The organism is Crystallibacter permensis (assembly GCF_025960875.1).
Lineage (GTDB): Bacteria > Actinomycetota > Actinomycetes > Actinomycetales > Micrococcaceae > Crystallibacter > Crystallibacter permensis.
The window spans coordinates 160,492-179,775 of the sequence record NZ_JAODLR010000001.1 but is presented as its reverse complement, the minus strand read 5'-3'; the positions used below and the strand labels follow the sequence as shown (position 1 = coordinate 179,775).

Genomic DNA, 19,284 nt, shown 5'->3' with positions numbered 1-19,284 from the left:
CGGACGTCTTACGATCAACGGTATGACTGCGCCTGAATTCGCCGATAGGAACGGCTGATGGGACGGCGCAACCGCGGCCGGAACCCCGAGCCGGCCGAAACTGCTGCCGGGCCCGCCGAAGGACGGTACGAGATTTCCTCCGGCGTGGCCGAACTGGTCCGGGACGCCGACGGAACGGACGCCTGGCTGCTGAAGATCAACGGGGTCCAGTCCTCGCATGTGGTGATCGGCGAGCCCGAGCGGCTGGACTTCGAGTACATGCGCTGGATGGCGGCGCTGATCGAATCGCACTGGCCCGCAACGGGTTCACTGCGCGCGCTCCACCTGGGCGGCGGGGCCTGTTCGATGGCCCGTTACCTCGCGTCGCGTTACCCGGACGCGCGGCAGGTCGTCGTCGAAATCGATGCCAAGCTGGCCGAGCTGGTCCGGCAATGGTTCGACATTCCCAAAGCGCCGCTGGTACGCATCCGCGTCGGCGAAGCCCGCGAGGTTACCGAGTCGCTGTCCGAAAACAGCCGGGACTTGATCATCCGGGACGTGTTCGCCGGCAGTCTGACGCCGGACAGCCTGGTCACACTGGAATTCACCCAGGCGGCCCGCCGGGTACTGGCACCGGGCGGAATCTACCTGGTCAATTGCGGGGATACTCCGCAGCTGCTGGGCGCCCGTGCCGAGGCCGCCACGATCTCGAGCGTCTTCGAACATACCCTGATCATTGCCGATCCGCCTATGCTTAAAGGGCGGCGCTATGGCAACGTCATCATCGCCGGCAGCGACGTTCCGTTCGGCGACGACCCGCAGCTTGTGCGGGCCCTGCTGGGCGGCGCGGTCCCGGCGCAGCTCTGGGGTCGTGGCGAAGTGGCAAAGTTTTCCAGAGGTGTTGCCGTTCTGCAAGACCGCGCAACGAATTAGGATCGTTTCACCGAATGTTGTGACTTGTCAGCAGGTTCTGTATTAGATTTAGAACGAACGGTCATGGGAGACCGTAAAAGGCCCGGGAGGGATCCGCTTGCGGTGAACTCTTCGGAGGCAGACCGGGGACAAAATCGGCTTCGACACTATGGATGGTGGCTGGAGCACCCTGTCTGCTCAACCGGACCTGATCCGGTGCCGGATGCCGGGAGCTGAAGCCTAATCCCCCCAAGTTAGGCCCAGCACCCGGCATCTCGGTTTAACCCGTCAGGAAACGCCCAGGAGCTGCTCGATCGGGCCGATGCCGAAGAAGATGACAAACGCCCCGGCAACTGCCCACATCAGCGGGTGCACGTCCTTGGTCCGTCCCTGCACAGCGCGGATGATGACGTAGGCGATGAAACCGGCGCCCAGGCCGTTGGCAATCGAGTACGTGAACGGCATCAGCGTGAAGGTCAGGAAGGCCGGCAGGGCCACGCCCCAGTCCGACCAATCGATCCGCCCTACCTGGGCCACCATCATGAAACCAACGACGACGAGCGCCGGCGCCACCGCCTCGAACGGCACCAGGTAGATCAGCGGGGTGAAGAACATGGCGACGACGAAGAGCAGGCCTGTGACAATGCTGGCCAGTCCCGTCCTGGCTCCTTCCCCGATCCCGGCACCGGATTCAACGTAGATCTGGCTGGAGGAGACCGAAGCCCCGCCGCCGGCAATGGCACCGGCCGCGTCGACCAGCAGCACGCGGTCCACAAGCGGGATGTTGCCTTCCTTGTCGGTCAGCCCGGCTTCGTTGGCCAGACCCACCATGGTGCCCATCGCATCGAAGAAGATGCTGAGCAGGATGGCGAAGGCCAGTAGGCTCGCGGCCGTGACGCCGAGTTCGCTGAACGCACCGAAAATGCTGACTTGGCCGATCAGGCTCAGGTCCGGCGCAGACCAGTCCGGCAGGCTCGGTGTCACGAGGGACCAGCCGGTGGGGACGCCGGCACCTTGCGAACCGGGCTGGGCAACGGCCTCCACGATCAGGGCGAACACCGTGGCAGCCACGATGCCGATCAGGATGGCACCTTTGACCTTCCGCACCACCAGGACCATGGTCAGGACCAGGCCGAAGATGAAGACCAGGGTGGGCCAGCCCATGAGCTTGCCGTCGAAGCCCAGACCAACCGGAACGGTGGTGCCGGCAACGTCGGGGACGCGGCGGACGAACCCTGCGTTGACCAGGCCGATCAGCGCGATGAACATGCCGATGCCCACTACAATGGCGGTTTTCAGGCTCGCGGGGACAGCTTTGAAGACGGCCGTTCTGAACCCGGTCAGCACCAGGATCAGCATGGTGACGCCGGACAGCACCACCAGACCCATCACATCGGGCCAGGTGAGGCCCGGGTTGCTGGCCACAGTGACGGCAACGAACGCGTTGACGCCCAGGCCGGTCGCGAGGGCGAAGGGGTACTTCGCCCAGGCACCCATGACGATGGTCAGCACGCCGGCCACCAACGCGGTGACGGCAGCAACGCGGGCACCACCGAGTTCATCTCCGTTGGCGTCTGCGCCGCTGAGAATCAGCGGATTGAGCACCACAATGTAGCTCATGGCAAAGAAGGTAGCCAGACCACCGCGGATTTCACGCGAGTAGTTGGAGCCTCTTTTGGTGATCTCAAAATACGTATCGACCTTGGCCAGGAAGCCTTGCTTGGTCTGTATATTTCCCTGTCGGGGCATGGAGAGGTCCTCCGCAGAAGTGTTGGGATGGCGCGTTTCCCATGAATCCTAACCCTCGACGTAGGCTGGAGGAGTGAAAAAGCTTTCCCTGAGTGCCTCCGCAGCCGTTAGGTTAGTCACGGCTGTGCTGGTGGCCGCCGCCTTTGTACTGTTTCCCGCCGCCGGGGCACAAGCCCACGATGAACTCCTCTCGCAGACGCCGGAAGCCGGTGCGGTGGTGGAGACCATGCCCGAGGAGTTGACGCTGAACTTCAGCAACGTCCCCGTGGCGCTGGGTTCCGTGGTGCAGATCCAGGACTCATCGGGAACCAACTGGGCCGACGGCGAGGTGCAGATCACTGACACCGAAGTCAGCCAGCCGATCAAGGCCGATGCGCCTGCGGGCGAATACTCGGTGGTGTGGCGGGTGGTGTCATCCGACGCCCATCCGATCGAAGGGAACTTCACCTTCACTGTGGAATCCGGCGCAGAGGGCACAGAAGGTGCCAGTGCCGGCGCCAGTGCTGGCGCGGGCACGGATGCCGGTGCGGGAACGCCCGAGCCGATCGAGACGCAAGAAAATCCGGCCGACGAGCCAGCAGGCATTACGGTAGCCGGCCAGACGGTTCCGTGGAGCGTCCTCGGCATGGTCGCCGCGCTCGTGGTGCTTGGCGTCGTCATCGGGGTGACGGCGAAGCGCCGTCTCGGCAAGGGCGGCGAGTAGCTCAGGCGAGAAGCATGCGGCCGCCAGCAATGGCGTCGCCGACCAGTTTGGCCTGCCGCACAATCTCCCGGGTACTGGGCGTGAGCAGGTCGGCCACGCCGACCAGGTAGAGGCCCAGGGACTTCAACGTTGCCCGGAGGTCTCGGCCGAGGTTGATCCCGAGACCGCGCAGGAACCGGCGGACCTGGTTCTGCGGGCAGTCCGTGAGCACCACGGACTCCGCCTGCAGGATGCCCTGCTCAGTGTGGATGACCCACTTCTGCTGCTGGTCCCGACTCAGTTTGTTGGCCATCGTGCTGGGGCGGACGTCCAAGCGGTGGCTGGTGGCATAGCCACGGAGCAGCCGCAGCAGTTCCGAGCGTTCCGTCAGCGAGACCGAGTCCGTCATGACACTCCGGCGCTTGCCGGCCGTGCCCATGCCCTCCAGCACAATGGAGGCGACGCCGTGCCTGCTCAGTTCACTGGCCACGGCGAGGCCGGGCAGGCCCGCACCAATGACAACGGTGGTGGTGGACTCGATCGGTACGTCTGCGGGGCACACAGCACTCACCGTACAGCCTCCTCGAACGGGTAGGAGAGTGCCACGGCGGCGGGATCCGCATCGGGCACAGGTCACAGGCCGAGGGAGAACTCGACAGCGATTTCTCGAAGCCTATCCAAATTTGCCCTCCCTGAGAAGAGGCTTCTCTGGGAGTAAGCTGAGAGTAGATGGCAACGGAGCAGTTGCCCATTCGAGGGAGGCGGGAGCAATGACAAACGCAACACCCGGTAATGCCAGCCGCGGCGGAACGCCCCGCGGAATCGTGGTTGGTGTGGACGGTTCGGACCAGAGCCACTGCGCGCTGGTATGGGCAGCCCAGGAGGCACAAAAACGCCGGACCCCGCTGCATGTCATCACCGCCTATACCGTTCCCGTCTTCGCCGCTTCGAGCATGGATGCCGGCTACGCCACTTTGGATGATGCGGTGATCCGCGAGGGCGCGGAAGCCGTACTTGAGCAGGCCGTGGAGAAGCTGGACGGCTACGGCGTCGAGGTTCATGCCACGGTGGAAACCGGGGACGCCGCCGGGGTGCTCCTGGAGCTGTCGGAAGAGGCGGAGCTGGTCGTCGTTGGTACACGTGGACGCGGCGGCTTCATGGGCCGGCTGCTGGGTTCTGTCAGCAGTGCCGTCCCGGCGCACGCCCATTGCCCCTCGGTGACTATCCCGCTGGCCTGCGCTCCGCGGCTCGAAGGCGTCGACTTCGAACTGCCCAAGGGCAAGGACGTCCCGGTCAAGCCCGACGACGTGGAAAAGGTTGTCCTGGTCGGCGTCGACGGCTCGGAGCAGGCACGCATGGCCACCCTCGTCGCTGCTGAGCAGGCCGCGCGCTGGGGCCGGCCGCTGCGCGTCATCTGCGCTCTGCCGCCTTTCACCGGTTCGCTGGCCTGGGTGCCCGCGCCGCTGGACCGGGAGGCGCTGTACGCGGACCTCAGGACACAGCTGGACGCCGGCGTGGCCTGGTTGCGCAGCCACTTCCCCGGCCTGCAGATCAGCGGCGAGGTCCAGGACGGCTCTCCCGTGGAGCTGCTTATCGAAGCCACGCGGACGGCAGAACTGCTGGTTATGGGTACGCGCGGACGCGGCGGCTTTGCCGGCATGCTGCTCGGTTCCACCAGCCAGGGAGTCCTGCATCACGCCAAGGGACCCGTCATGGTGGTACCGGACGCCCATGATCCACGGCTCGACGACCGCAAGAAGTTCGGCCCTATGCCGGAGGAATGATCCGGCCCTGCCCGTAGCCTCCCGGTTTTAGGTCCAGCGGGCTCCATAGCCGTGCAGTTTGCCGTACATGTAGCCGATGGGTGTGACGCGCAGGCCGTCGTTCGGGTTCATGGCGTGGACCACCTGGCCGCCGCCGATGTAGAGGGCCACATGCCAGAAGTTTCCTTCGGTGCCCCAGAACACCAGGTCTCCGGGCTGCAGATTGCCCAGCGAAACCTTGTGCGGTGCCTGGTCGTACTGTGCCGCGGCCGTGCGCGGAATCCACTTGCCCGCCGTGCCGAACGCCTGCTGCGTCAGGCCGGAGCAGTCGAAACCCCAAGGCCCGTTGCCGGCCCATTCGTAATAGGACTTCTTGTTTGAGGCCTTGGCTGTCGCGTAGTTAATCGCCGTCTGCGCCGTGGAGTAATTCGGTGCGGGTGCGGGTGCGGGAGCCGGCTCCTGCTTCGGTGGAGCTGGTTTCGGCGAAGGCTTAGGTGCCGGCGCGGGGGCCGGGGCCGGAGGTGGGGCAGGTGCCGGTGCCGGTGCACGTTCGGGCTCGGGCGCAGGTTCCGGTGCCCGGTCCGGGGCAGGTGCCGGAACGGCGGCTGGAGGGGCCGGGGGAGCCACCGGTGCGGCAGGCGCCGCAGGGGTGCTGGGCGCGGCGGGAGGCGGCGCCGCCGGGGCTGGCGTGATGCCGTCCGCGGCCGGAACTACCGTTGCAGGTGACGGGCTTCCGGTACCGCCGGAGGCCGGTACATTGGCGGCTGCTGCTGGCTGCGCGGCTGCCTGGCGTTCGGATTCGGCCACCAGAGCCTCGAACTGGCGTTGCTGCTCGGCTTCTTCCAGTGCGGAGATCCGCTGGTTCTCCTCGGCCACGCTGGTGCCGCGGAGTTCGGCCAAATGGTCCAGCAGGACGTGGCGCTGTTCTTCCTGCTTGCTGACGAGCTGCTCGTGGGCGGCGCTGGCGGCCTTGGCGTTCGACTCCGCGGCCTTGGCCGCGGCAGCCGCGTCCTGGGCAGCTTCTTCGGCTTCCGAAACGTGGAGTTCCCAGGCTGCCCACAGCTGGGCTGCCTGCTGGGCAGAGGTGAGGGTTTGGAACCGGTTGTCGGAGAGGGCGTCCAGGGCGGACGCCTTGTAGAGCACTTCGTCAGCATCGGCGCTGGCCAGCAGGGAGCTCAAACCCGGGTTGACGCCACCATTGCGGTACAGCTCTCCCGCCAGCTGGCCCACTTGGTCCTGAACGGCTTCGAAGTATTCACCGGCCTGCTTCGCCTTGCTTCGAGCGTCCTCCAGTTCGGACGTGCGGTCCTGTTGGATGAGCAGGGCGGTGCTGTAGTTGTTCTGCGACTGCATCGTCTCGTAGCGGGCGCTTTCCAGCTCCCCGCTGGCCGCGCGCAGCTGCTCTTCGATCCGTTCGACGAGCGCCTTCGTCGCCTCGGCGTCCCCCTTGGCCGCGTCAATGTCTTTGTCAGACAGGGCGGGACTGGCAGGAATCTGCACTGTGGACACTGAAACCTGCGGCAGTTCGCCCGTGGGTGCCGCGACGGCCGGTGGCAGGCCGGCTGTGGTGAGCAAAGCGACAGTGGCAGCCGCCAGCGAAATGGTACGCACCGGCGTCGTGCGTTTTGAACGGGCAGAGCGCCCTTCAGACATCCCCATGTGTACGGTCCCCCAGCTGCAAGTGAGCAGTGAATGCGCACGTTCAGGAACGGCCGATCACGGGATCGAGGCGGTCTCAAGGCCCGCAAAGAAGGCCGAACAGGAGACCGGGCTGCATTCACAACTCCTTGAGAATATGCATCGCAAGCCACTTTGGCAACATTCGTCCCATTAGAAACATTAGTAACAACAGTGTAGTTCTGTCGCTATTGTGCGGGCGTGTCGCAGAAACGGAGGTGGCTTTGCCAAGGAGATCCAGGGTGGACGGGGTGAGCGGAAACGTCAGTCGTGGTGACGGGTTTCGTGGTCGGCGTGGGAGACCGGCTCGATCTGGAAGGTGCAGTGTTCGGTATCGAAATGGCTGCCCAGGCACCCGGAAAGCCGGTCTAGTACGCGGTCGATCCCCTCGGCATTTAGGGTCTCGTCGGCCACCACCACGTGCGCCGAGAACACCGGGACGCCGGACGTAATGGTCCAGATGTGGATGTCATGGACATCCACCACGCCGTCGGCGCTCATGATGTGTTCGCGGATGCTGGCCACGTCCACGTTCTTGGGCGTTGCCTCGAGGAGGACATTGACGACGTCGCGCAGCAGGCTCCAGGCGCGCGGCAGGATCATCACGGCAATCAGGATGGAGGCGAACGTGTCCGCCTGCACGAAGCCGGTCAGGGCGATAACGATGGCGGCGACAATCACCGCGACCGAGCCCAGCAGGTCTCCGAGCACCTCCAGATAAGCGCCGCGGACGTTGAGGCTTTCCTTGTGCCCGCCTTGGAGGATCAGCAGGCAGACGAGATTTGCGACGGCGCCGAGCACGGCAGTCAGGAGCATCGCGCCGGTATGGATCTCCGGCGTCTGCCCGAGCCTGCGCAGCGCCTCCAGGAAAATGATGACCGCAATGACGATCAGCACCATGGCATTGGCCAGTGCCGCCAGGACTTCGGCGCGCTGGTAGCCGTAGGTGCGTTTGTCCGAGGGCGGACGTGTGGCAATCCACGCGGCCAGCAGGGCAATCGAGACACCCGCCGCGTCGGACAGCATGTGGCCGGCGTCGGCCAGCAGGGCAAGGGAGCCGGAGATGAAGGCGCCGATAATCTGGATGACCACCACGGCAAGGGTGATGGCGACCACCCAGATGAGCTTCTTGCGGTGTTTGGCGGTCGCGGTGCCGGAAGCGGGCAGTCCGTGGCTGTGTCCGTGGCCCATGCTCAGCCCCACCCCAATTCGTGCAACCGGTCGTCGGCGATGCCGAAGTGGTGTGCTACTTCGTGGATCACGGTGACCAGGACCTCGTGGATGACCTCATCCCGGCTCTCGCACATCCGCAGGATCGGTCCGCGGAACACGGTGATCCGGTCCGGAAGCGAGCCTGCGTCCCACCATTGGTCCCGCTCCGTCAGGGGGGTCCCTTCGTAAAGGCCGAGCAGCTCCGTTTCGGGGTCCTCCCACGGCTGCGGGGTGTATTCCTCCTCGACAAAGATGCCCACGTTGGTCATCTCGCGGGCGATCTTGTCCGGAATCTGATCGATCGCGTCGTTGACCGCGTCCTCGAAATCCGGCAGGGACATTTCCATCGGCACGTATCGACTCTACCCGGGCCAAAAACCCGTTTTGGAAAATCCGGATCTAGGCTCTATAGTTTTATGAGTCCACAGCGGGTGACAATCCGAAGTGGTCCTAAGGCCCCCATCGTCTAGCGGCCTAGGACACCGCCCTTTCACGGCGGCGGCACGGGTTCGAATCCCGTTGGGGGTACTCAGTAAGCTGATTTCCAGTCAGCCGGACGTGGTCAAGACCGCTCCAAAAGACTGGTAAGATGAATGCTGGCAAAAAAGCAAGGCCCTGTAGCGCAGTTGGTTAGCGCGCCGCCCTGTCACGGCGGAGGTCGCGGGTTCGAGTCCCGTCAGGGTCGCTCTGGTTTTCTAGAGTGATTTAGAAAGTCAAACGGTGATCATCGTCAGATGTTCCCAGGCTCTGTAGCTCAGTTGGTAGAGCGTTCGACTGAAAATCGAAAGGTCACCGGATCGACGCCGGTCGGAGCCACCACTAGATCCCCGCCTTCGTGGAAGCGCGGGGTTCTCTCATTTAACGCAGCCCTCGCCGCCTGCCGCATCCGGCACCCGGATTATCGGGGGTTGTCCGCCCGGCAGGGCTGAAACGTTCCCATGGTCTTCACAGAGTGGCCCGATACCCTGTTTTCGTGGGTACGGCGTTATTTTCATTCGGGAGGACAGGACTGTTCCTGGCGAAGCTCGCGGTCATTTTCACGGCCGCGATAGTGGGACTGACTTCCTGCACAGCCTTCCCGCAGTCCCCGTCCGAGGCTTCGGCCAAACTGCCGTCGCCCGGTGTGATCGAACCGGACCCACCGCTTGAAACGGAAGCCGGGCAACCGCCGTCGTCCGCTCCCGGCTCCGCAACATTCGGTGACGGGGAAGCAGGGACGCCGGCCGACGAAGTGCCTCTGGCGAGTCCGGAGGGCGCCGACAGCAGTTTCGATGATTCCGCGGCGTCCTCGGACCCCGCCAAGTGGGGCAGTTACGGCACCAGGACCGAAGCCTGCACGGCCGTGGCGGCCAAAGTCGCCGCCCTGATGCTGGCGCCGCTGAGCTTTATTGCGGGCGTGGATGAAGCGCGGCTGGATGAGCTGCAGGCCGAGGTCGAGGATCTGCGGGACAAGGCGCCGGCCGGGCTGCACAACGAGCTGGACGAGGTTGAAGCGGAGCTGGCAAAGCACGAGGACCTGACCGATTTCGACGACGAATCATTCCGGGAGGCGGTCGAGCCCATCCAGGAGTGGCTGGAGTCCAACTGCACCTTTTAGCCGGGCGCTCCCGCCGTCGGCCATACGCGTTAGGCTTGCTTCAAGAGAAAGCACGGCGATGGGAGAACAGGTGGAGAACCAGAATCCGGCAGGTCAACCGCCGGCGTACCAACCCGCCATCCCCGACCCTGCCCTCCAGGAACCGGCCTTGCACAAGGCAGGTCCGGAGGCACCCGGGCGCACAACCATCTCGGATACCGCCGTAGCCAAGGTCGCCGCGGTGGCGGCCCGCAGCGTCAGCGGTGTCTACGCACTGGGCTCGGGCACAGCCCGTGCACTGAGCGCGCTGCGTGATGCCGTGGGCGGCAGCGATATCGGCCAGGGCGTCCGCGTGGAGGTGGGGCAGACCCAGGTAGCCGTGGACATCAATCTGGTGGCCCAGTACGGTGTGCCGCTGCAGCAACTCGCGCAGAAGGTCCGTGCGGCGGTCTACAGTGCCGTGGAGCAGTTCGTCGGGCTGGATGTCATCGAAGTCAATGTGGAAATCAACGACGTTCACGTGCCCGGCCTCAATGACGCGAAAACGACGGCGGAGAAATCCGCCCGGCAGCCGGCGCCATGAGGGCCGCCGGAGAACTTGGAGGCAGGCCAAAAATGAGCAACACCGTAGTCGGCATGGCCGTGGGCGCGGCCCTGGCCTGGGCGGCACTGGTATTCGAATTCTGGGGCTTCCTGCTGATGGCCGTGTTCCTGGCCGTCGGCGCCCTGATCGGCCGTGCCGCGGACGGCAAACTCGATCTGCGCGGTGTCCGCGACGCGCTGACCGGACGCCGCTCCTCTTCATGACTGCCGCTGATGCCGTGGTTCCGGCCCGCGGAGCAGAGCGCAGGCTCGCCGGGCACAACCGAGTCAGCACGCAGGCCCTCACCAGCACCGCCCAGGGCGTGGCCGGTGAGGTCCTCGGCGTTTCCCCCACCCTCATCCGGGCAAGCTGGCGGGATGACCAGGGCTATCTGGCGCTCTCGCTGGCCCTGCCGATAGGCATTCCCTCGCTGACCCGGGTCCTGCAGGATCCTCAGCTGGTGGCCGGCTTCGGCGGCTCGATCTGGGAGCGCGTCCACGCGGCCAAAGGGGAAATCCTTGACCGGGTCATGCGCATCAGCGGATCCACGCTGAGCCGGGTGGATATCCGCGTGACCGGAATCCGGATCCAGGGCGGAGGCCGCGTTCGATGAGCGGCACCGACTACCAGGAACACTATGACGGCCAAGCCACCGCCTACGAGGCGGGGGACCGCTTCAACGATCGGCTGGCCCTGCGCGAAACCCGCAGTTCCCGTGCCCCGGCAGCGATCATCGCCGCGGTCCTGGTTTCGCTTATCTGTCTCTACGTCCTGCTCGAAGCCGCGCTGAAAGCTATCGGCCAACCCGCATGGCTACTTGAGCCCCGGGACTTCGCGGCCTGGCTGAACCAGCTGCCCCGGAACGTGCCCACGCTGATCCTGGGCACCAGCGGCGTGCTGATCCTCTTCGCCGGCCTGTTCTTCTTCCTGCACGGTGTCCTGCCCGGCCGTCTGCACCGCCACGTCCTCCCCAGCCGGCGCGGAATCGCCGTCGTGGACGACGAAGTTCTGGCCTCTTCGCTGGCGCGCCGTGCGCGGACCCGGGCGAATGTAACCGAGGAACAGGTGCTCGTGACGGTTTCGCGCACCCTTGTGGAGGTCCAGCTGCGTCCTACTTCCGGCATCCCGGTGGAGGAATCCGCAATCCAGTCGGCGGTGGAGGACGAGTTGCTGCACTCGCACATCGATCCCATGCCCGAGGTCCGGGTCAGAGTCTCGACGTCGGGAGTGGTCGGCCAGTGAACGAGACTCCGCGGGCACTCAACCGCGTGCTCCTGACCCTGATCGGACTGCTGCTGATCGCAGTCGGCGCCACGGCCGTGGCGCTGGCCGCCGTTCCGGCACTCGCCGGCACCTGGCATGCGCTGACGCGCCGGGCCGGGGCCGGCATCGAAAACGTGCTGGCCGCGACTACCTTGCCCGGCCAGCGGGACAGCTGGCTGTGGATTGTGCTGGCGCTGGTGATGCTGGTGCTGATCGTGCTGATGATCGCGTGGGTGGCGCAGCAAGGCAAGGGCCGGGCGAGTACCTTGGCTGCGGATTACAACGACGACGGCGGCCCGGGCACCGTTGAGCTGGGCGCTGCGGTTGCGGAGCAGGCGCTGAAGACCGCACTGCTGGAGCGCGAGGAGATCCTGCACGCCACCGTCGCCACCTACGAGTTCCGGGGCACGCCGGGCCTGCGCGTCAGGGTGCTGCCTCGCAAGGGCGTGCCGCCTTACCTGGTGGCCGAGCAGGTCTCGGATCTGGTGGAAGCGCTGGACCTGGTGATCGGACGGGAGACGCCTGTGGTCATCAGCATCGGTACCAGCGCTCGCGCCCGGCTGGGACGCACCGAACGCGTCCACTAGCTCTCCCTGGCGGTCCTGCCTGGTTCCACGAAGGCCTGGGGTCGGCGGCTCCATGGCTTGCATCACAATTCAGCATCAAAGGCTACCGGTCGGTAAAACGTTCTTGTCTTGCGCAGCGTAAGCGTTTACGTTTCAGATACCCGATCCACATTTGGTGGCTTACTGCTGCTTTGTCCAGTTCACTCGCGGCCACCTGACAAAGGAGTCACATCATGGGATTTGTCCGCTCGAAAAAGGCAGTTCTGCCATTGGCAACGCTCAGTGCGCTGGCCCTCACCCTCTCCGCCTGCGGCCCAGGCGGCTCGGAAGAGGGAGGAGGGGGCTCGGAGGCGGCCGCGGACTGCAGTACCTACGAGACCTACGGAACGTTCGACGGCGCCGAAGTCAGCGTCTACTCAACCATCACCGACCTCGAAGGGGAGCGCCTCGAAAACTCCTGGGTGGACTTCGAAGAGTGCACCGGGATCGATGTAGTGTACGAAGGCTCCAACGAGTTCGAGACCCAGATCGGGGTGCGCGCCCAGGCCGGAAATCCGCCGGACGTTGCCATCATTCCGCAGCCCGGCCTGCTGGCCGCCCATGCCAAGGCAGGCTACCTGAAGCCGGCTCCGGCGGAAGTCGAAGCGCTCGTGGATGAAAACTGGTCCGAGGACTGGAAGGGTTACGGAACCGTGGACGGCACGTTCTATGCCGCTCCGATGCTGGCCAGCGTCAAGGGCTACGTCTGGTACGTGCCGTCCACCTTCGAGGAGAAGGGTTGGGAAGTCCCGCAGACCTGGGACGAAATGATGACCCTGTCGCAGACCATTGCGGACGAGGGCACCATGAAGCCCTGGTGCGCCGGTTTCGAAGCCGGCGAGGCCACCGGCTGGCCGGGCACGGACTGGGTCGAGGACGCCGTGCTGCGCCAGGCCGGCCCGGAGGTCTACGATCAGTGGATCAGCCACGAGATCCCGTTCAACGACCCGCAGATTGCCGACGCGTTCAACGCAGTGGGCGACATCGTCAAGAACCCGGACTACGTCAACGGCGGCTTCGGTGATGTCCGTTCCATCCTTTCGACCACGGTTGAAGAGGGCGGCCAGCCGGTGCTCGACGGCGCCTGCGCCATGCACCATCAGGCCACCTTCCAAGCCGCCAACTGGCCGGAGGGCACCACCGTGGCCGAGGACGGCGACGTCTGGGCGTTCATCACTCCGGGTGAGGAAGCCGGTGCCGACGCCATCACCGGTGGCGGCGAATTCGTTGCTGCCTACGCGGACCGCGAAGAAGTGTCGGCATTCCAGCAGTACATGGCCTCGGCGGAGTTCGCCAACAACCGCGTGCAGCAGGGAGCGGCCATCAGTGCCAACAAGGGCCTGGACCCGTCGCTGGCACAGAATCCGCTGGACCGGCAGTCCATTGAGCTGCTGCAGGATGAAAACACGGTGTTCCGCTTCGACGCTTCGGACCTGATGCCCGGAGCGGTCGGGGCCAACTCCTTCTGGAGCGGCATCGTCGAGTGGATCAACGGCAAGTCCACCGAGGAAGTGCTGGATTCCATCGAGTCCAGCTGGCCCAGTGAGTAACTGAGTCCACAGGCCCGGCCGGTCCGCCTGAACAGCTGCACCGGCCGGGCCTCTTTCGCTTCATTCCCCGCATCAAGGAGGCTGCGCCATGGAGGATCTTGGCGAGAAGTTTTTGCAGGTGGTGATTGCCCTTGCCATCTTCGCCGCGATCATCGGCCTGATCATGTTGCTGGTCGACAGAGCGCCAAAGTCGTTCCGGGACAAGGCCACGATTATCGGATTCCTTGCCCCGGCGGCCGTTCTGCTGGCGATCGGACTGGTCGGCCCGGCCGTACTGACGGCCCTCCTGGCCTTCACGGACCGGAATGGCGACCCCAACGGACTGGACAACTTCGTCTGGATGTTCACGCAGCCCGAAGCCTTGGTCACGCTGCGCAATACGGTGCTCTGGGTCATCCTGGTGCCGCTGCTCTCGACAGGTATCGGACTCGCCTATGCGGTCTTCATCGATAAGGCCAGGGGCGAAAAAGGCCTGAAGGCGCTGGTCTTCATGCCGATGGCCATCTCGATGGTCGGTGCGGGCGTGATCTGGCGCTTCATGTACGCCTACCGCGGGGCCGAACAGGAACAGATCGGCCTGCTCAACCAGATCCTGGTGTGGTTCGGCAGCGAGCCCAAACAGTTCCTGCTGGACGCCCCCGAAAACACGTTCTTCCTGATCGCGGTAATGATCTGGATCCAGACCGGCTTTGCCATGGTCATCCTGTCCGCGGCGATCAAAGGCATTCCGAACGAGATTGTGGAAGCGGCCCGGCTGGACGGCGCCAGCGCCTGGCAGCAGTTCCGCAACATCACCATTCCGTCCATCCGCGGTGCGCTGATCGTCGTGATCACTACCATCACGATCGGCACATTGAAAGTATTCGATATTGTCCGGACCATGACCGCCGGCAACTTCGAAACCTCGGTCATCGCCAACGAGATGTACACCCAGGCGTTCCGGGCCAACGAGCCCGGCCGCGGTGCCGCGCTCGCGCTGGTGCTGTTCCTGATGGTCCTGCCGATCGTCGTGTACAACGCACGGCAGCTGAAGATGCAGAGGGAGATCCGATGAGCGCCATACCAGCAGATGCGTCCGCGGCGACGGCGGTGGCGACCGAAGATGTCATCGAGTCCCGCCGGCCGGAACCAATGGCCCGACGGGTTCGGCAGCGGCTGACTTCCCGCGGCGCCACGGCGGCCGCCATCATCATCGCCACCATCTGGACCATCCCGACCTTCGGGCTTTTTATCTCCTCCTTCCGGCCCGAAGACAGCATCCAGAACAGCGGCTGGTGGAACTTTCTGGGGGACTTCCAGTTCACTCTGGAGAACTACGGCGACGTGCTGGCCTCCGGCAGAAGCTCTTCGCCCAATCTGGGGCAGTATTTCCTGAACTCCCTGGCCATCGTCATCCCGGGGACCATCTTCCCGCTGGTGCTCGCGTCCATGGCGGCCTATATCTTCGCGTGGGGCAGGTTCAGGGGCAAAGATGCGCTGTTCATCTTCGTCTTCGCCCTGCAGATCGTTCCGCTGCAGATGGCCCTGATTCCGCTGCTGTCCCTGTTCATCAACCTGAAAATCGGTGAATTCCAGCTGCTGCCCGCGGGCACCTATGCACAGTTGTGGATAGCGCACACCATCTTCGCCCTGCCGCTGGCCATCTTCCTGCTGCACAACTTCATCTCCGAGATTCCCGGCGAGGTGATCGAAGCGGCACGCGTGGACGGCGCGGGCCACGCCACCATCTTCTGGCGGATCATCCTGCCGCTTTCGGTGCCGGCGATTGCTTCCTTCGGCATCTTCCAGTTCCTATGGGTGTGGAACGACCTGCTGGTGGCGCTGGTCTTCTCCGGCGGCACCGCGGATGTCGCCCCGATTACGCAGCGGCTGGCCGAACTGACCGGCACCCGGGGCAACGAATGGCACCGGCTCACCGCGGGAGCCTTCGTCTCCATGATCGTTCCGCTGGCGGTGTTCTTCGGCCTGCAGCGCTACTTTGTCCGCGGCCTGCTCGCAGGTGGCCTCAAGGGGTGAGACTGCCATGACCGGGATCGACGACGTCGCCCGGGCCCTGGGCGTATCGACGGCAACGGTGTCCCGTGCGCTGCGCGGATTGCCCGGGGTGTCGGCAGCCACGCGCGGCAAGGTGCTGGAGAAGGCGGAGGAGCTGGGCTATGTGGCATCCTCTTCGGCCGCGCACCTGGCCTCCGGACGCACTATGGCCATGGGCGTGCTGCTTCCGCTGATTGACCGCTGGTATTTTTCCTCCGCGCTGGAGGGCGTTGACCGGGCACTGCGGGCCGCCGGCTATGACATGGTGGTCTTCAGCCTCGGCGGCACCGGCCTGAACCGGGACCGGGTTTTCCACCGCTCGATGCTGCGCAAGCGGATCGATGCACTGCTGGTGATGTGCATGGAGCTCACCCCCGAGGAACTGGCGGCGCTGCAGCAATTGGACTATCCCAACGTCACCATCGGCGGATACGTGGACGGGTTACGCAACGTCAGCATCGACGACGGCGGGGCGGCCACGGATGCCATGGAGTACCTGATCGGCCTGGGCCACACCCGGATCGCCCATGTACGCGGAGGCGGTGAGTACGGCATCGAGTTCGCCGTCCCGCAGCAACGCGAGGAAGCCTACCGGGCAGCGCTGGAACGCCATGGGCTGGAGGCCTCGCCCCAGTGGCTGATCACCGGAGAATTCAGGTTCCTGGAGTCCAAGTTGGCAGCCGCCCGGCTTTTCGACCAGCCGGGGGAGCGCCCCACCGCCGTCTTCGCATCCTCGGATGAGATGGCCTTCGGGGTGCTGGTTGCCGCACAGGAGCGCGGGATCCGCGTCCCCGAGGAACTTTCCGTGATCGGAATCGACGACCACGAATTCGCCGAGCCGATGGGGCTGACAACGGTGCGCCAAAGCCCGGAGGACCAGGGCAGCTACGCGGCGGAACTCCTGCTCGGCGAACTGCAGGGGGCACCGCGGCTGGCCACGCCGCCCTTCCAGCCGCATGAGCTGATCATCCGCCGCTCCACGGCACCGCCGCCGTCGTCGTAATCATTGGCAGGCCCGGTTAAGAGACGGCGATGCAAAGAGGTAAAGAAATTTTCGGGCCGGTGTCGATTCCCACGGGTCCGGTTCGACGCAATAGTAGAAGGACGTGCACGGCGCCTTCATCCAGACAAGGAGAGAACCATGAAATACATGTTCATCATGCGCAGCACCGCCGAAGCTCTTGAGGCCGCCAAGGAGATCCCTTTCGAGGAGATGATCAACAAGATGGGCGCCTACAACGAATCGCTCATCAAGGCCGGAGTCATGCTCGGCGGGGACGGTCTGGCCGACGTGTCCGAGGACGCGAACTTTGTTGTCGACTTCTCGGGTGAGCCGCCCGTTGTCACGGACGGCCCCTACGGCGAGACCCATGAGCTGTTCAACGGTTTCTGGATCATCCAGGTCTCGTCCAAGGAAGAGGCAGTCGAATGGGCGAGCCGCTGCCCGCTGGGGCCCGGTGCCAAGCTCGAAGTCCGCCGGATCACCGAGGAGGCAGATTTCGCCGACTTTGCGGACAACGAATACATCCAGAAGGAATCCGAATGGCGCAAGCAGGAAGCGGACCTGAACAGCGAGAACGGCTAGGACCCAGCCGCGCGGCGGGAACCTGCCATGACCGGGGCGGAGGCAGCGGACAAGGTCCGGCGCCGGATCGATGCGCTATGGCGGATCGAAGGTGCTCGGATCGTTGCGGTCCTGGCGCGGGCGACCGGGGATGTCGGACTCGCGGAGGATCTGGCCCAGGAGGCGGTGGCCGATGCCCTGGCCCAGTGGCCGGAATCCGGCATTCCGCGCAACCCCGGCGCCTGGCTCACCACGGTGGCCAAACGCAAGGCCATCGACGGATGGCGCCGGGCCGCGCGGCTCGACGAGCGCTACCGCGATATCGCCCGCGGGCTGCAGGACGAAGACGCGGTGGCGTGGGAACCGCTGGACGACGACGTGCTGCGGCTGGTGTTCAGCGCCTGCCATTCCGTCCTCTCGCGCGAGGCCCAGGTGGCGCTGACGCTGCGGATCGTCGGCAGCCTGACCACGGAGGAGATCGCGCGGCTGTTCCTGGTGCCCGTCGCCACTATCCAGCAGCGGATCGTGCGGGCCAAAAAGACCCTCGCGGCCGCCCGGGTTCCCTTCGAGGTCCCGGAACCGAACGAGTGGGGCGAACGGCTCGGTGCGGTCCTCGGCGTCGTGTACCTCATGTTTACCGAGGGGTACGCGGCAACGTCGGGCGACCGCTGGATCCGGCCCGACCTCGCCAACGAGGCGCTGCGGATCGGCCGCATCCTTGCCGGCCTGGTGCCCCGCGAGCCCGAGGCCCATGCGCTCGTGGCGCTCATGGAGTTCCAGGCCTCCCGTTTCGCCGCCCGCACCCGCCCGGACGGGACCCCCGTCCTGCTGGCAGACCAGGACCGGAGCCGGTGGGACCGGGCCCAGATCAGGCGGGGCGAAGCTGCGTTGGCGAGGGCCGATGCGCTGGGCCGGGGGAGGAACAGTTATGCCTTGCAGGCCGCGATAGCCCAATGCCACGCCCTTGCAGCGAGCGTCGATGAGACCGACTGGGCGGGCATCGTGCTGCTGTACGAGGCGCTCGGCCGGATTGCACCGAGTCCGGTGGTGGAACTCAACCGCGCCGTCGCCGTCTCCATGGCCACCGGGCCGGCAACGGCACTGGCCATCGTGGACCGGCTCGGTTCCGACGGCGCGCTGCGCGGATCGCACCTGCTGCCCAGTGTCCGCGGCGAACTGCTGGCCCGGCTCGGCCGGCGGGAGGAGGCCCGCGCGGAGTTCACGGTGGCCGCGGCCTTGGCCCGGAACGACCGTGAACGGGCTGTCCTGGAAGGCAAGGCCGCCGAGGCCTGAAGGCCCGGAAGGCTCAGGAGGCGCGGGCCAGTTGCCGGATCTTGATCCAGCGGGTGGCCAGGCGCCGGTAGGCGGCAGCCGCCCCGGTCATGTCGCCCTCGGCCAGCGATTCGATGCCGGCCTGGACATCGGAGGGCGAATCGTCCGGGTAGACCATGTCCGCTACGCGCCCGTAATCCAGTTCCAGCATGCCCGTCAGCGTGAACGTCTCCATCCACTCGGTGATCTCGGTGAGTTCGTCGAGCAGGTCGAGCCCCGGCGCGGCCACCGCAAGGCTGGCCGCTGCGTACCGGGCGCGGTCGATGCACTGCATCAGCGGGGCGCTCAGCCGCACGGTTTCCACTCCGTGGCGACCTTCGATCACCTCGGCATGGTCGTCTTCACGGAAGAGGACAAACCAGCCGAACGGGATACCCCAGGTGGAACTTCTGGTGTGCAGCTTGGCCAGCGAATCCGCGAAGGTGTCCGGATCCAGCCGCTGCTGCTGGGCATCGCGCGCCGCTTCCGGCAGGAGCAGTCCCAGCAGCGGGTTGTGCAGGCTGTGCGAAATCGACTCCGCCGCCAGGGTGCTCCGGACGGCCAGCTGGTTGGGGCAGTAGTACGGCGTGGTCAGGCCCTCCGGCGACGGGTAATGCAGCACCCGCACCAGATCCTCGCTGTCGTGCGGGAACGGGTCGGAGACCGTCCGCGTGATGCGGCGCAGCGACTCCCCGCGGTCCAGTTCCTCGGTGATCCGGCGGTCCCGGCTGCGCTGTTCCATGATGAGCAGCTGCTCTTCATCGGAGAAGGCATCCAGGGGCTCGAAGACCCGAAGGTAGGAAACGTACGGGAAGCTGGTCATC

21 protein-coding genes and 3 tRNA genes are annotated in these 19,284 nt (G+C 65.4%); 18 read left to right on the top strand and 6 right to left on the bottom strand.

Going from position 1 to position 19,284, the window contains the following annotated elements; translation table 11 throughout:
• Window positions 1–57: 57 nt before the first annotated feature.
• The gene (locus B0G38_RS00845; RefSeq protein ID WP_264667677.1) at window positions 58–912 is read left to right on the top strand and encodes a spermidine synthase; all 855 of its coding nucleotides are present in this window, start codon (window positions 58–60) and stop codon (window positions 910–912) included.
• A 267-nt stretch (window positions 913–1,179) separates the two neighbouring features.
• Here B0G38_RS00845 and B0G38_RS00840 read toward each other — a convergent pair whose 3' ends face one another.
• Entirely contained in the window at window positions 1,180–2,640 is a 1,461-nt protein-coding gene (locus tag B0G38_RS00840) for an NCS2 family permease (protein WP_264667676.1), read from the bottom strand.
• Window positions 2,641–2,713: 73 nt separating this feature from the next.
• Here B0G38_RS00840 and B0G38_RS00835 point away from each other — a divergent pair, with 73 nt between their 5' ends.
• The gene (locus tag B0G38_RS00835; protein ID WP_264667675.1) at window positions 2,714–3,343 is read left to right on the top strand and encodes a copper resistance CopC family protein; all 630 of its coding nucleotides are present in this window, start codon (window positions 2,714–2,716) and stop codon (window positions 3,341–3,343) included.
• Between the two features lies 1 nt (window position 3,344).
• On the opposite strand, the gene B0G38_RS00830 is transcribed toward B0G38_RS00835, so the two are convergent.
• Window positions 3,345–3,893 carry an FAD-dependent monooxygenase gene (locus B0G38_RS00830; RefSeq protein ID WP_264667674.1) on the bottom strand — a complete coding sequence of 183 codons (549 nt, stop codon included), beginning with the start codon at window positions 3,891–3,893 and terminating at the stop codon, window positions 3,345–3,347.
• A 199-nt stretch (window positions 3,894–4,092) separates the two neighbouring features.
• Here B0G38_RS00830 and B0G38_RS00825 point away from each other — a divergent pair, with 199 nt between their 5' ends.
• Window positions 4,093–5,106: a universal stress protein gene (locus B0G38_RS00825; RefSeq protein ID WP_264667673.1), complete on the top strand. Its 1,014-nt coding sequence runs from the start codon at window positions 4,093–4,095 to the stop codon at window positions 5,104–5,106.
• 27 nt (window positions 5,107–5,133) lie between these two features.
• Here the strand turns inward: B0G38_RS00825 and B0G38_RS00820 are convergent, their stop codons facing one another.
• From B0G38_RS00820 to B0G38_RS00810, 3 genes are all read right to left on the bottom strand, one after another.
• Window positions 5,134–6,744 carry a C40 family peptidase gene (locus B0G38_RS00820; RefSeq protein ID WP_264667672.1) on the bottom strand — a complete coding sequence of 537 codons (1,611 nt, stop codon included), beginning with the start codon at window positions 6,742–6,744 and terminating at the stop codon, window positions 5,134–5,136.
• Between the two features lie 282 nt (window positions 6,745–7,026).
• Window positions 7,027–7,953, bottom strand: coding sequence for a cation diffusion facilitator family transporter (locus B0G38_RS00815; RefSeq protein ID WP_264667671.1), 927 nt, complete (start codon window positions 7,951–7,953; stop codon window positions 7,027–7,029).
• 2 nt (window positions 7,954–7,955) lie between these two features.
• Complete coding sequence (locus tag B0G38_RS00810; RefSeq protein WP_264667972.1) at window positions 7,956–8,321, bottom strand: metallopeptidase family protein; 366 nt, start codon at window positions 8,319–8,321, stop codon at window positions 7,956–7,958.
• A 108-nt stretch (window positions 8,322–8,429) separates the two neighbouring features.
• Here B0G38_RS00810 and B0G38_RS00805 point away from each other — a divergent pair.
• The 15 genes from B0G38_RS00805 to B0G38_RS00735 all read left to right on the top strand — a co-directional run bounded on the left by B0G38_RS00805 (window position 8,430) and on the right by B0G38_RS00735 (window position 18,442).
• A tRNA-Glu gene (locus tag B0G38_RS00805) sits at window positions 8,430–8,502 on the top strand.
• A gap of 83 nt (window positions 8,503–8,585) precedes the next feature.
• Window positions 8,586–8,659, top strand: a tRNA-Asp gene (locus tag B0G38_RS00800).
• 58 nt (window positions 8,660–8,717) lie between these two features.
• Window positions 8,718–8,793, top strand: a tRNA-Phe gene (locus B0G38_RS00795).
• 232 nt (window positions 8,794–9,025) lie between these two features.
• Window positions 9,026–9,571, top strand: a complete 546-nt coding sequence (locus tag B0G38_RS00790) for a hypothetical protein (protein WP_264667670.1) — start codon at window positions 9,026–9,028, stop codon at window positions 9,569–9,571.
• Window positions 9,572–9,641: 70 nt separating this feature from the next.
• Window positions 9,642–10,133, top strand: coding sequence for an Asp23/Gls24 family envelope stress response protein (locus tag B0G38_RS00785; RefSeq protein WP_264667669.1), 492 nt, complete (start codon window positions 9,642–9,644; stop codon window positions 10,131–10,133).
• Window positions 10,134–10,165: 32 nt separating this feature from the next.
• Window positions 10,166–10,357 carry a DUF2273 domain-containing protein gene (locus B0G38_RS00780; protein WP_074700154.1) on the top strand — a complete coding sequence of 64 codons (192 nt, stop codon included), beginning with the start codon at window positions 10,166–10,168 and terminating at the stop codon, window positions 10,355–10,357.
• Complete coding sequence (locus B0G38_RS00775) at window positions 10,354–10,746, top strand: hypothetical protein (protein WP_264667668.1); 393 nt, start codon at window positions 10,354–10,356, stop codon at window positions 10,744–10,746. Before B0G38_RS00780 ends, B0G38_RS00775 begins: the two co-directional genes overlap by 4 nt.
• Window positions 10,743–11,375 (top strand): Asp23/Gls24 family envelope stress response protein, encoded by a 633-nt coding sequence (locus tag B0G38_RS00770; protein WP_264667667.1) that lies wholly within the window; start codon window positions 10,743–10,745, stop codon window positions 11,373–11,375. The genes B0G38_RS00775 and B0G38_RS00770 overlap by 4 nt, the downstream gene beginning before the upstream one ends.
• On the top strand, window positions 11,372–11,983 hold the full coding sequence (locus tag B0G38_RS00765) for a hypothetical protein (RefSeq protein ID WP_264667666.1): 612 nt from the start codon (window positions 11,372–11,374) through the stop codon (window positions 11,981–11,983). Before B0G38_RS00770 ends, B0G38_RS00765 begins: the two co-directional genes overlap by 4 nt.
• A 212-nt stretch (window positions 11,984–12,195) precedes the next feature.
• A complete protein-coding gene (locus B0G38_RS00760) occupies window positions 12,196–13,551 on the top strand; it encodes an ABC transporter substrate-binding protein (RefSeq protein WP_264667665.1) in 1,356 nt (451 codons plus the stop codon).
• Between the two features lie 88 nt (window positions 13,552–13,639).
• Window positions 13,640–14,605, top strand: coding sequence for a carbohydrate ABC transporter permease (locus B0G38_RS00755; RefSeq protein WP_264667664.1), 966 nt, complete (start codon window positions 13,640–13,642; stop codon window positions 14,603–14,605).
• Window positions 14,602–15,567: a carbohydrate ABC transporter permease gene (locus tag B0G38_RS00750; protein WP_264667663.1), complete on the top strand. Its 966-nt coding sequence runs from the start codon at window positions 14,602–14,604 to the stop codon at window positions 15,565–15,567. The genes B0G38_RS00755 and B0G38_RS00750 overlap by 4 nt, the downstream gene beginning before the upstream one ends.
• 7 nt (window positions 15,568–15,574) lie before the next feature.
• On the top strand, window positions 15,575–16,588 hold the full coding sequence (locus B0G38_RS00745; RefSeq protein ID WP_264667662.1) for a LacI family DNA-binding transcriptional regulator: 1,014 nt from the start codon (window positions 15,575–15,577) through the stop codon (window positions 16,586–16,588).
• A 138-nt stretch (window positions 16,589–16,726) separates the two neighbouring features.
• Window positions 16,727–17,170 (top strand): YciI family protein, encoded by a 444-nt coding sequence (locus B0G38_RS00740; protein ID WP_264667661.1) that lies wholly within the window; start codon window positions 16,727–16,729, stop codon window positions 17,168–17,170.
• A gap of 27 nt (window positions 17,171–17,197) precedes the next feature.
• Window positions 17,198–18,442 carry an RNA polymerase sigma factor gene (locus B0G38_RS00735; protein WP_264667660.1) on the top strand — a complete coding sequence of 415 codons (1,245 nt, stop codon included), beginning with the start codon at window positions 17,198–17,200 and terminating at the stop codon, window positions 18,440–18,442.
• A gap of 13 nt (window positions 18,443–18,455) precedes the next feature.
• On the opposite strand, the gene B0G38_RS00730 is transcribed toward B0G38_RS00735, so the two are convergent.
• Window positions 18,456–19,283 (bottom strand): hypothetical protein, encoded by an 828-nt coding sequence (locus tag B0G38_RS00730; RefSeq protein WP_264667971.1) that lies wholly within the window; start codon window positions 19,281–19,283, stop codon window positions 18,456–18,458.
• Window position 19,284: the final 1 nt, after the last annotated feature.

Bases quoted from the DNA above. Each gene is read 5' to 3' on its own strand.
- B0G38_RS00845 (WP_264667677.1), top strand. From the start codon at position 58: ATGGGACGGCGCAACCGCGGCCGGAACCCCGAGCCGGCCGAAACTGCT.
- B0G38_RS00840 (WP_264667676.1), bottom strand. From the start codon at position 2,640: ATGCCCCGACAGGGAAATATACAGACCAAGCAAGGCTTCCTGGCCAAG.
- B0G38_RS00825 (WP_264667673.1), top strand. From the start codon at position 4,093: ATGACAAACGCAACACCCGGTAATGCCAGCCGCGGCGGAACGCCCCGC.
- B0G38_RS00820 (WP_264667672.1), bottom strand. From the start codon at position 6,744: ATGGGGATGTCTGAAGGGCGCTCTGCCCGTTCAAAACGCACGACGCCG.
- B0G38_RS00815 (WP_264667671.1), bottom strand. From the start codon at position 7,953: ATGGGCCACGGACACAGCCACGGACTGCCCGCTTCCGGCACCGCGACC.
- B0G38_RS00810 (WP_264667972.1), bottom strand. From the start codon at position 8,321: ATGGAAATGTCCCTGCCGGATTTCGAGGACGCGGTCAACGACGCGATC.
- B0G38_RS00780 (WP_074700154.1), top strand. From the start codon at position 10,166: ATGAGCAACACCGTAGTCGGCATGGCCGTGGGCGCGGCCCTGGCCTGG.
- B0G38_RS00775 (WP_264667668.1), top strand. From the start codon at position 10,354: ATGACTGCCGCTGATGCCGTGGTTCCGGCCCGCGGAGCAGAGCGCAGG.
- B0G38_RS00770 (WP_264667667.1), top strand. From the start codon at position 10,743: ATGAGCGGCACCGACTACCAGGAACACTATGACGGCCAAGCCACCGCC.
- B0G38_RS00760 (WP_264667665.1), top strand. From the start codon at position 12,196: ATGGGATTTGTCCGCTCGAAAAAGGCAGTTCTGCCATTGGCAACGCTC.
- B0G38_RS00755 (WP_264667664.1), top strand. From the start codon at position 13,640: ATGGAGGATCTTGGCGAGAAGTTTTTGCAGGTGGTGATTGCCCTTGCC.
- B0G38_RS00750 (WP_264667663.1), top strand. From the start codon at position 14,602: ATGAGCGCCATACCAGCAGATGCGTCCGCGGCGACGGCGGTGGCGACC.
- B0G38_RS00745 (WP_264667662.1), top strand. From the start codon at position 15,575: ATGACCGGGATCGACGACGTCGCCCGGGCCCTGGGCGTATCGACGGCA.
- B0G38_RS00740 (WP_264667661.1), top strand. From the start codon at position 16,727: ATGAAATACATGTTCATCATGCGCAGCACCGCCGAAGCTCTTGAGGCC.
- B0G38_RS00735 (WP_264667660.1), top strand. From the start codon at position 17,198: ATGACCGGGGCGGAGGCAGCGGACAAGGTCCGGCGCCGGATCGATGCG.
- B0G38_RS00730 (WP_264667971.1), bottom strand. From the start codon at position 19,283: ATGACCAGCTTCCCGTACGTTTCCTACCTTCGGGTCTTCGAGCCCCTG.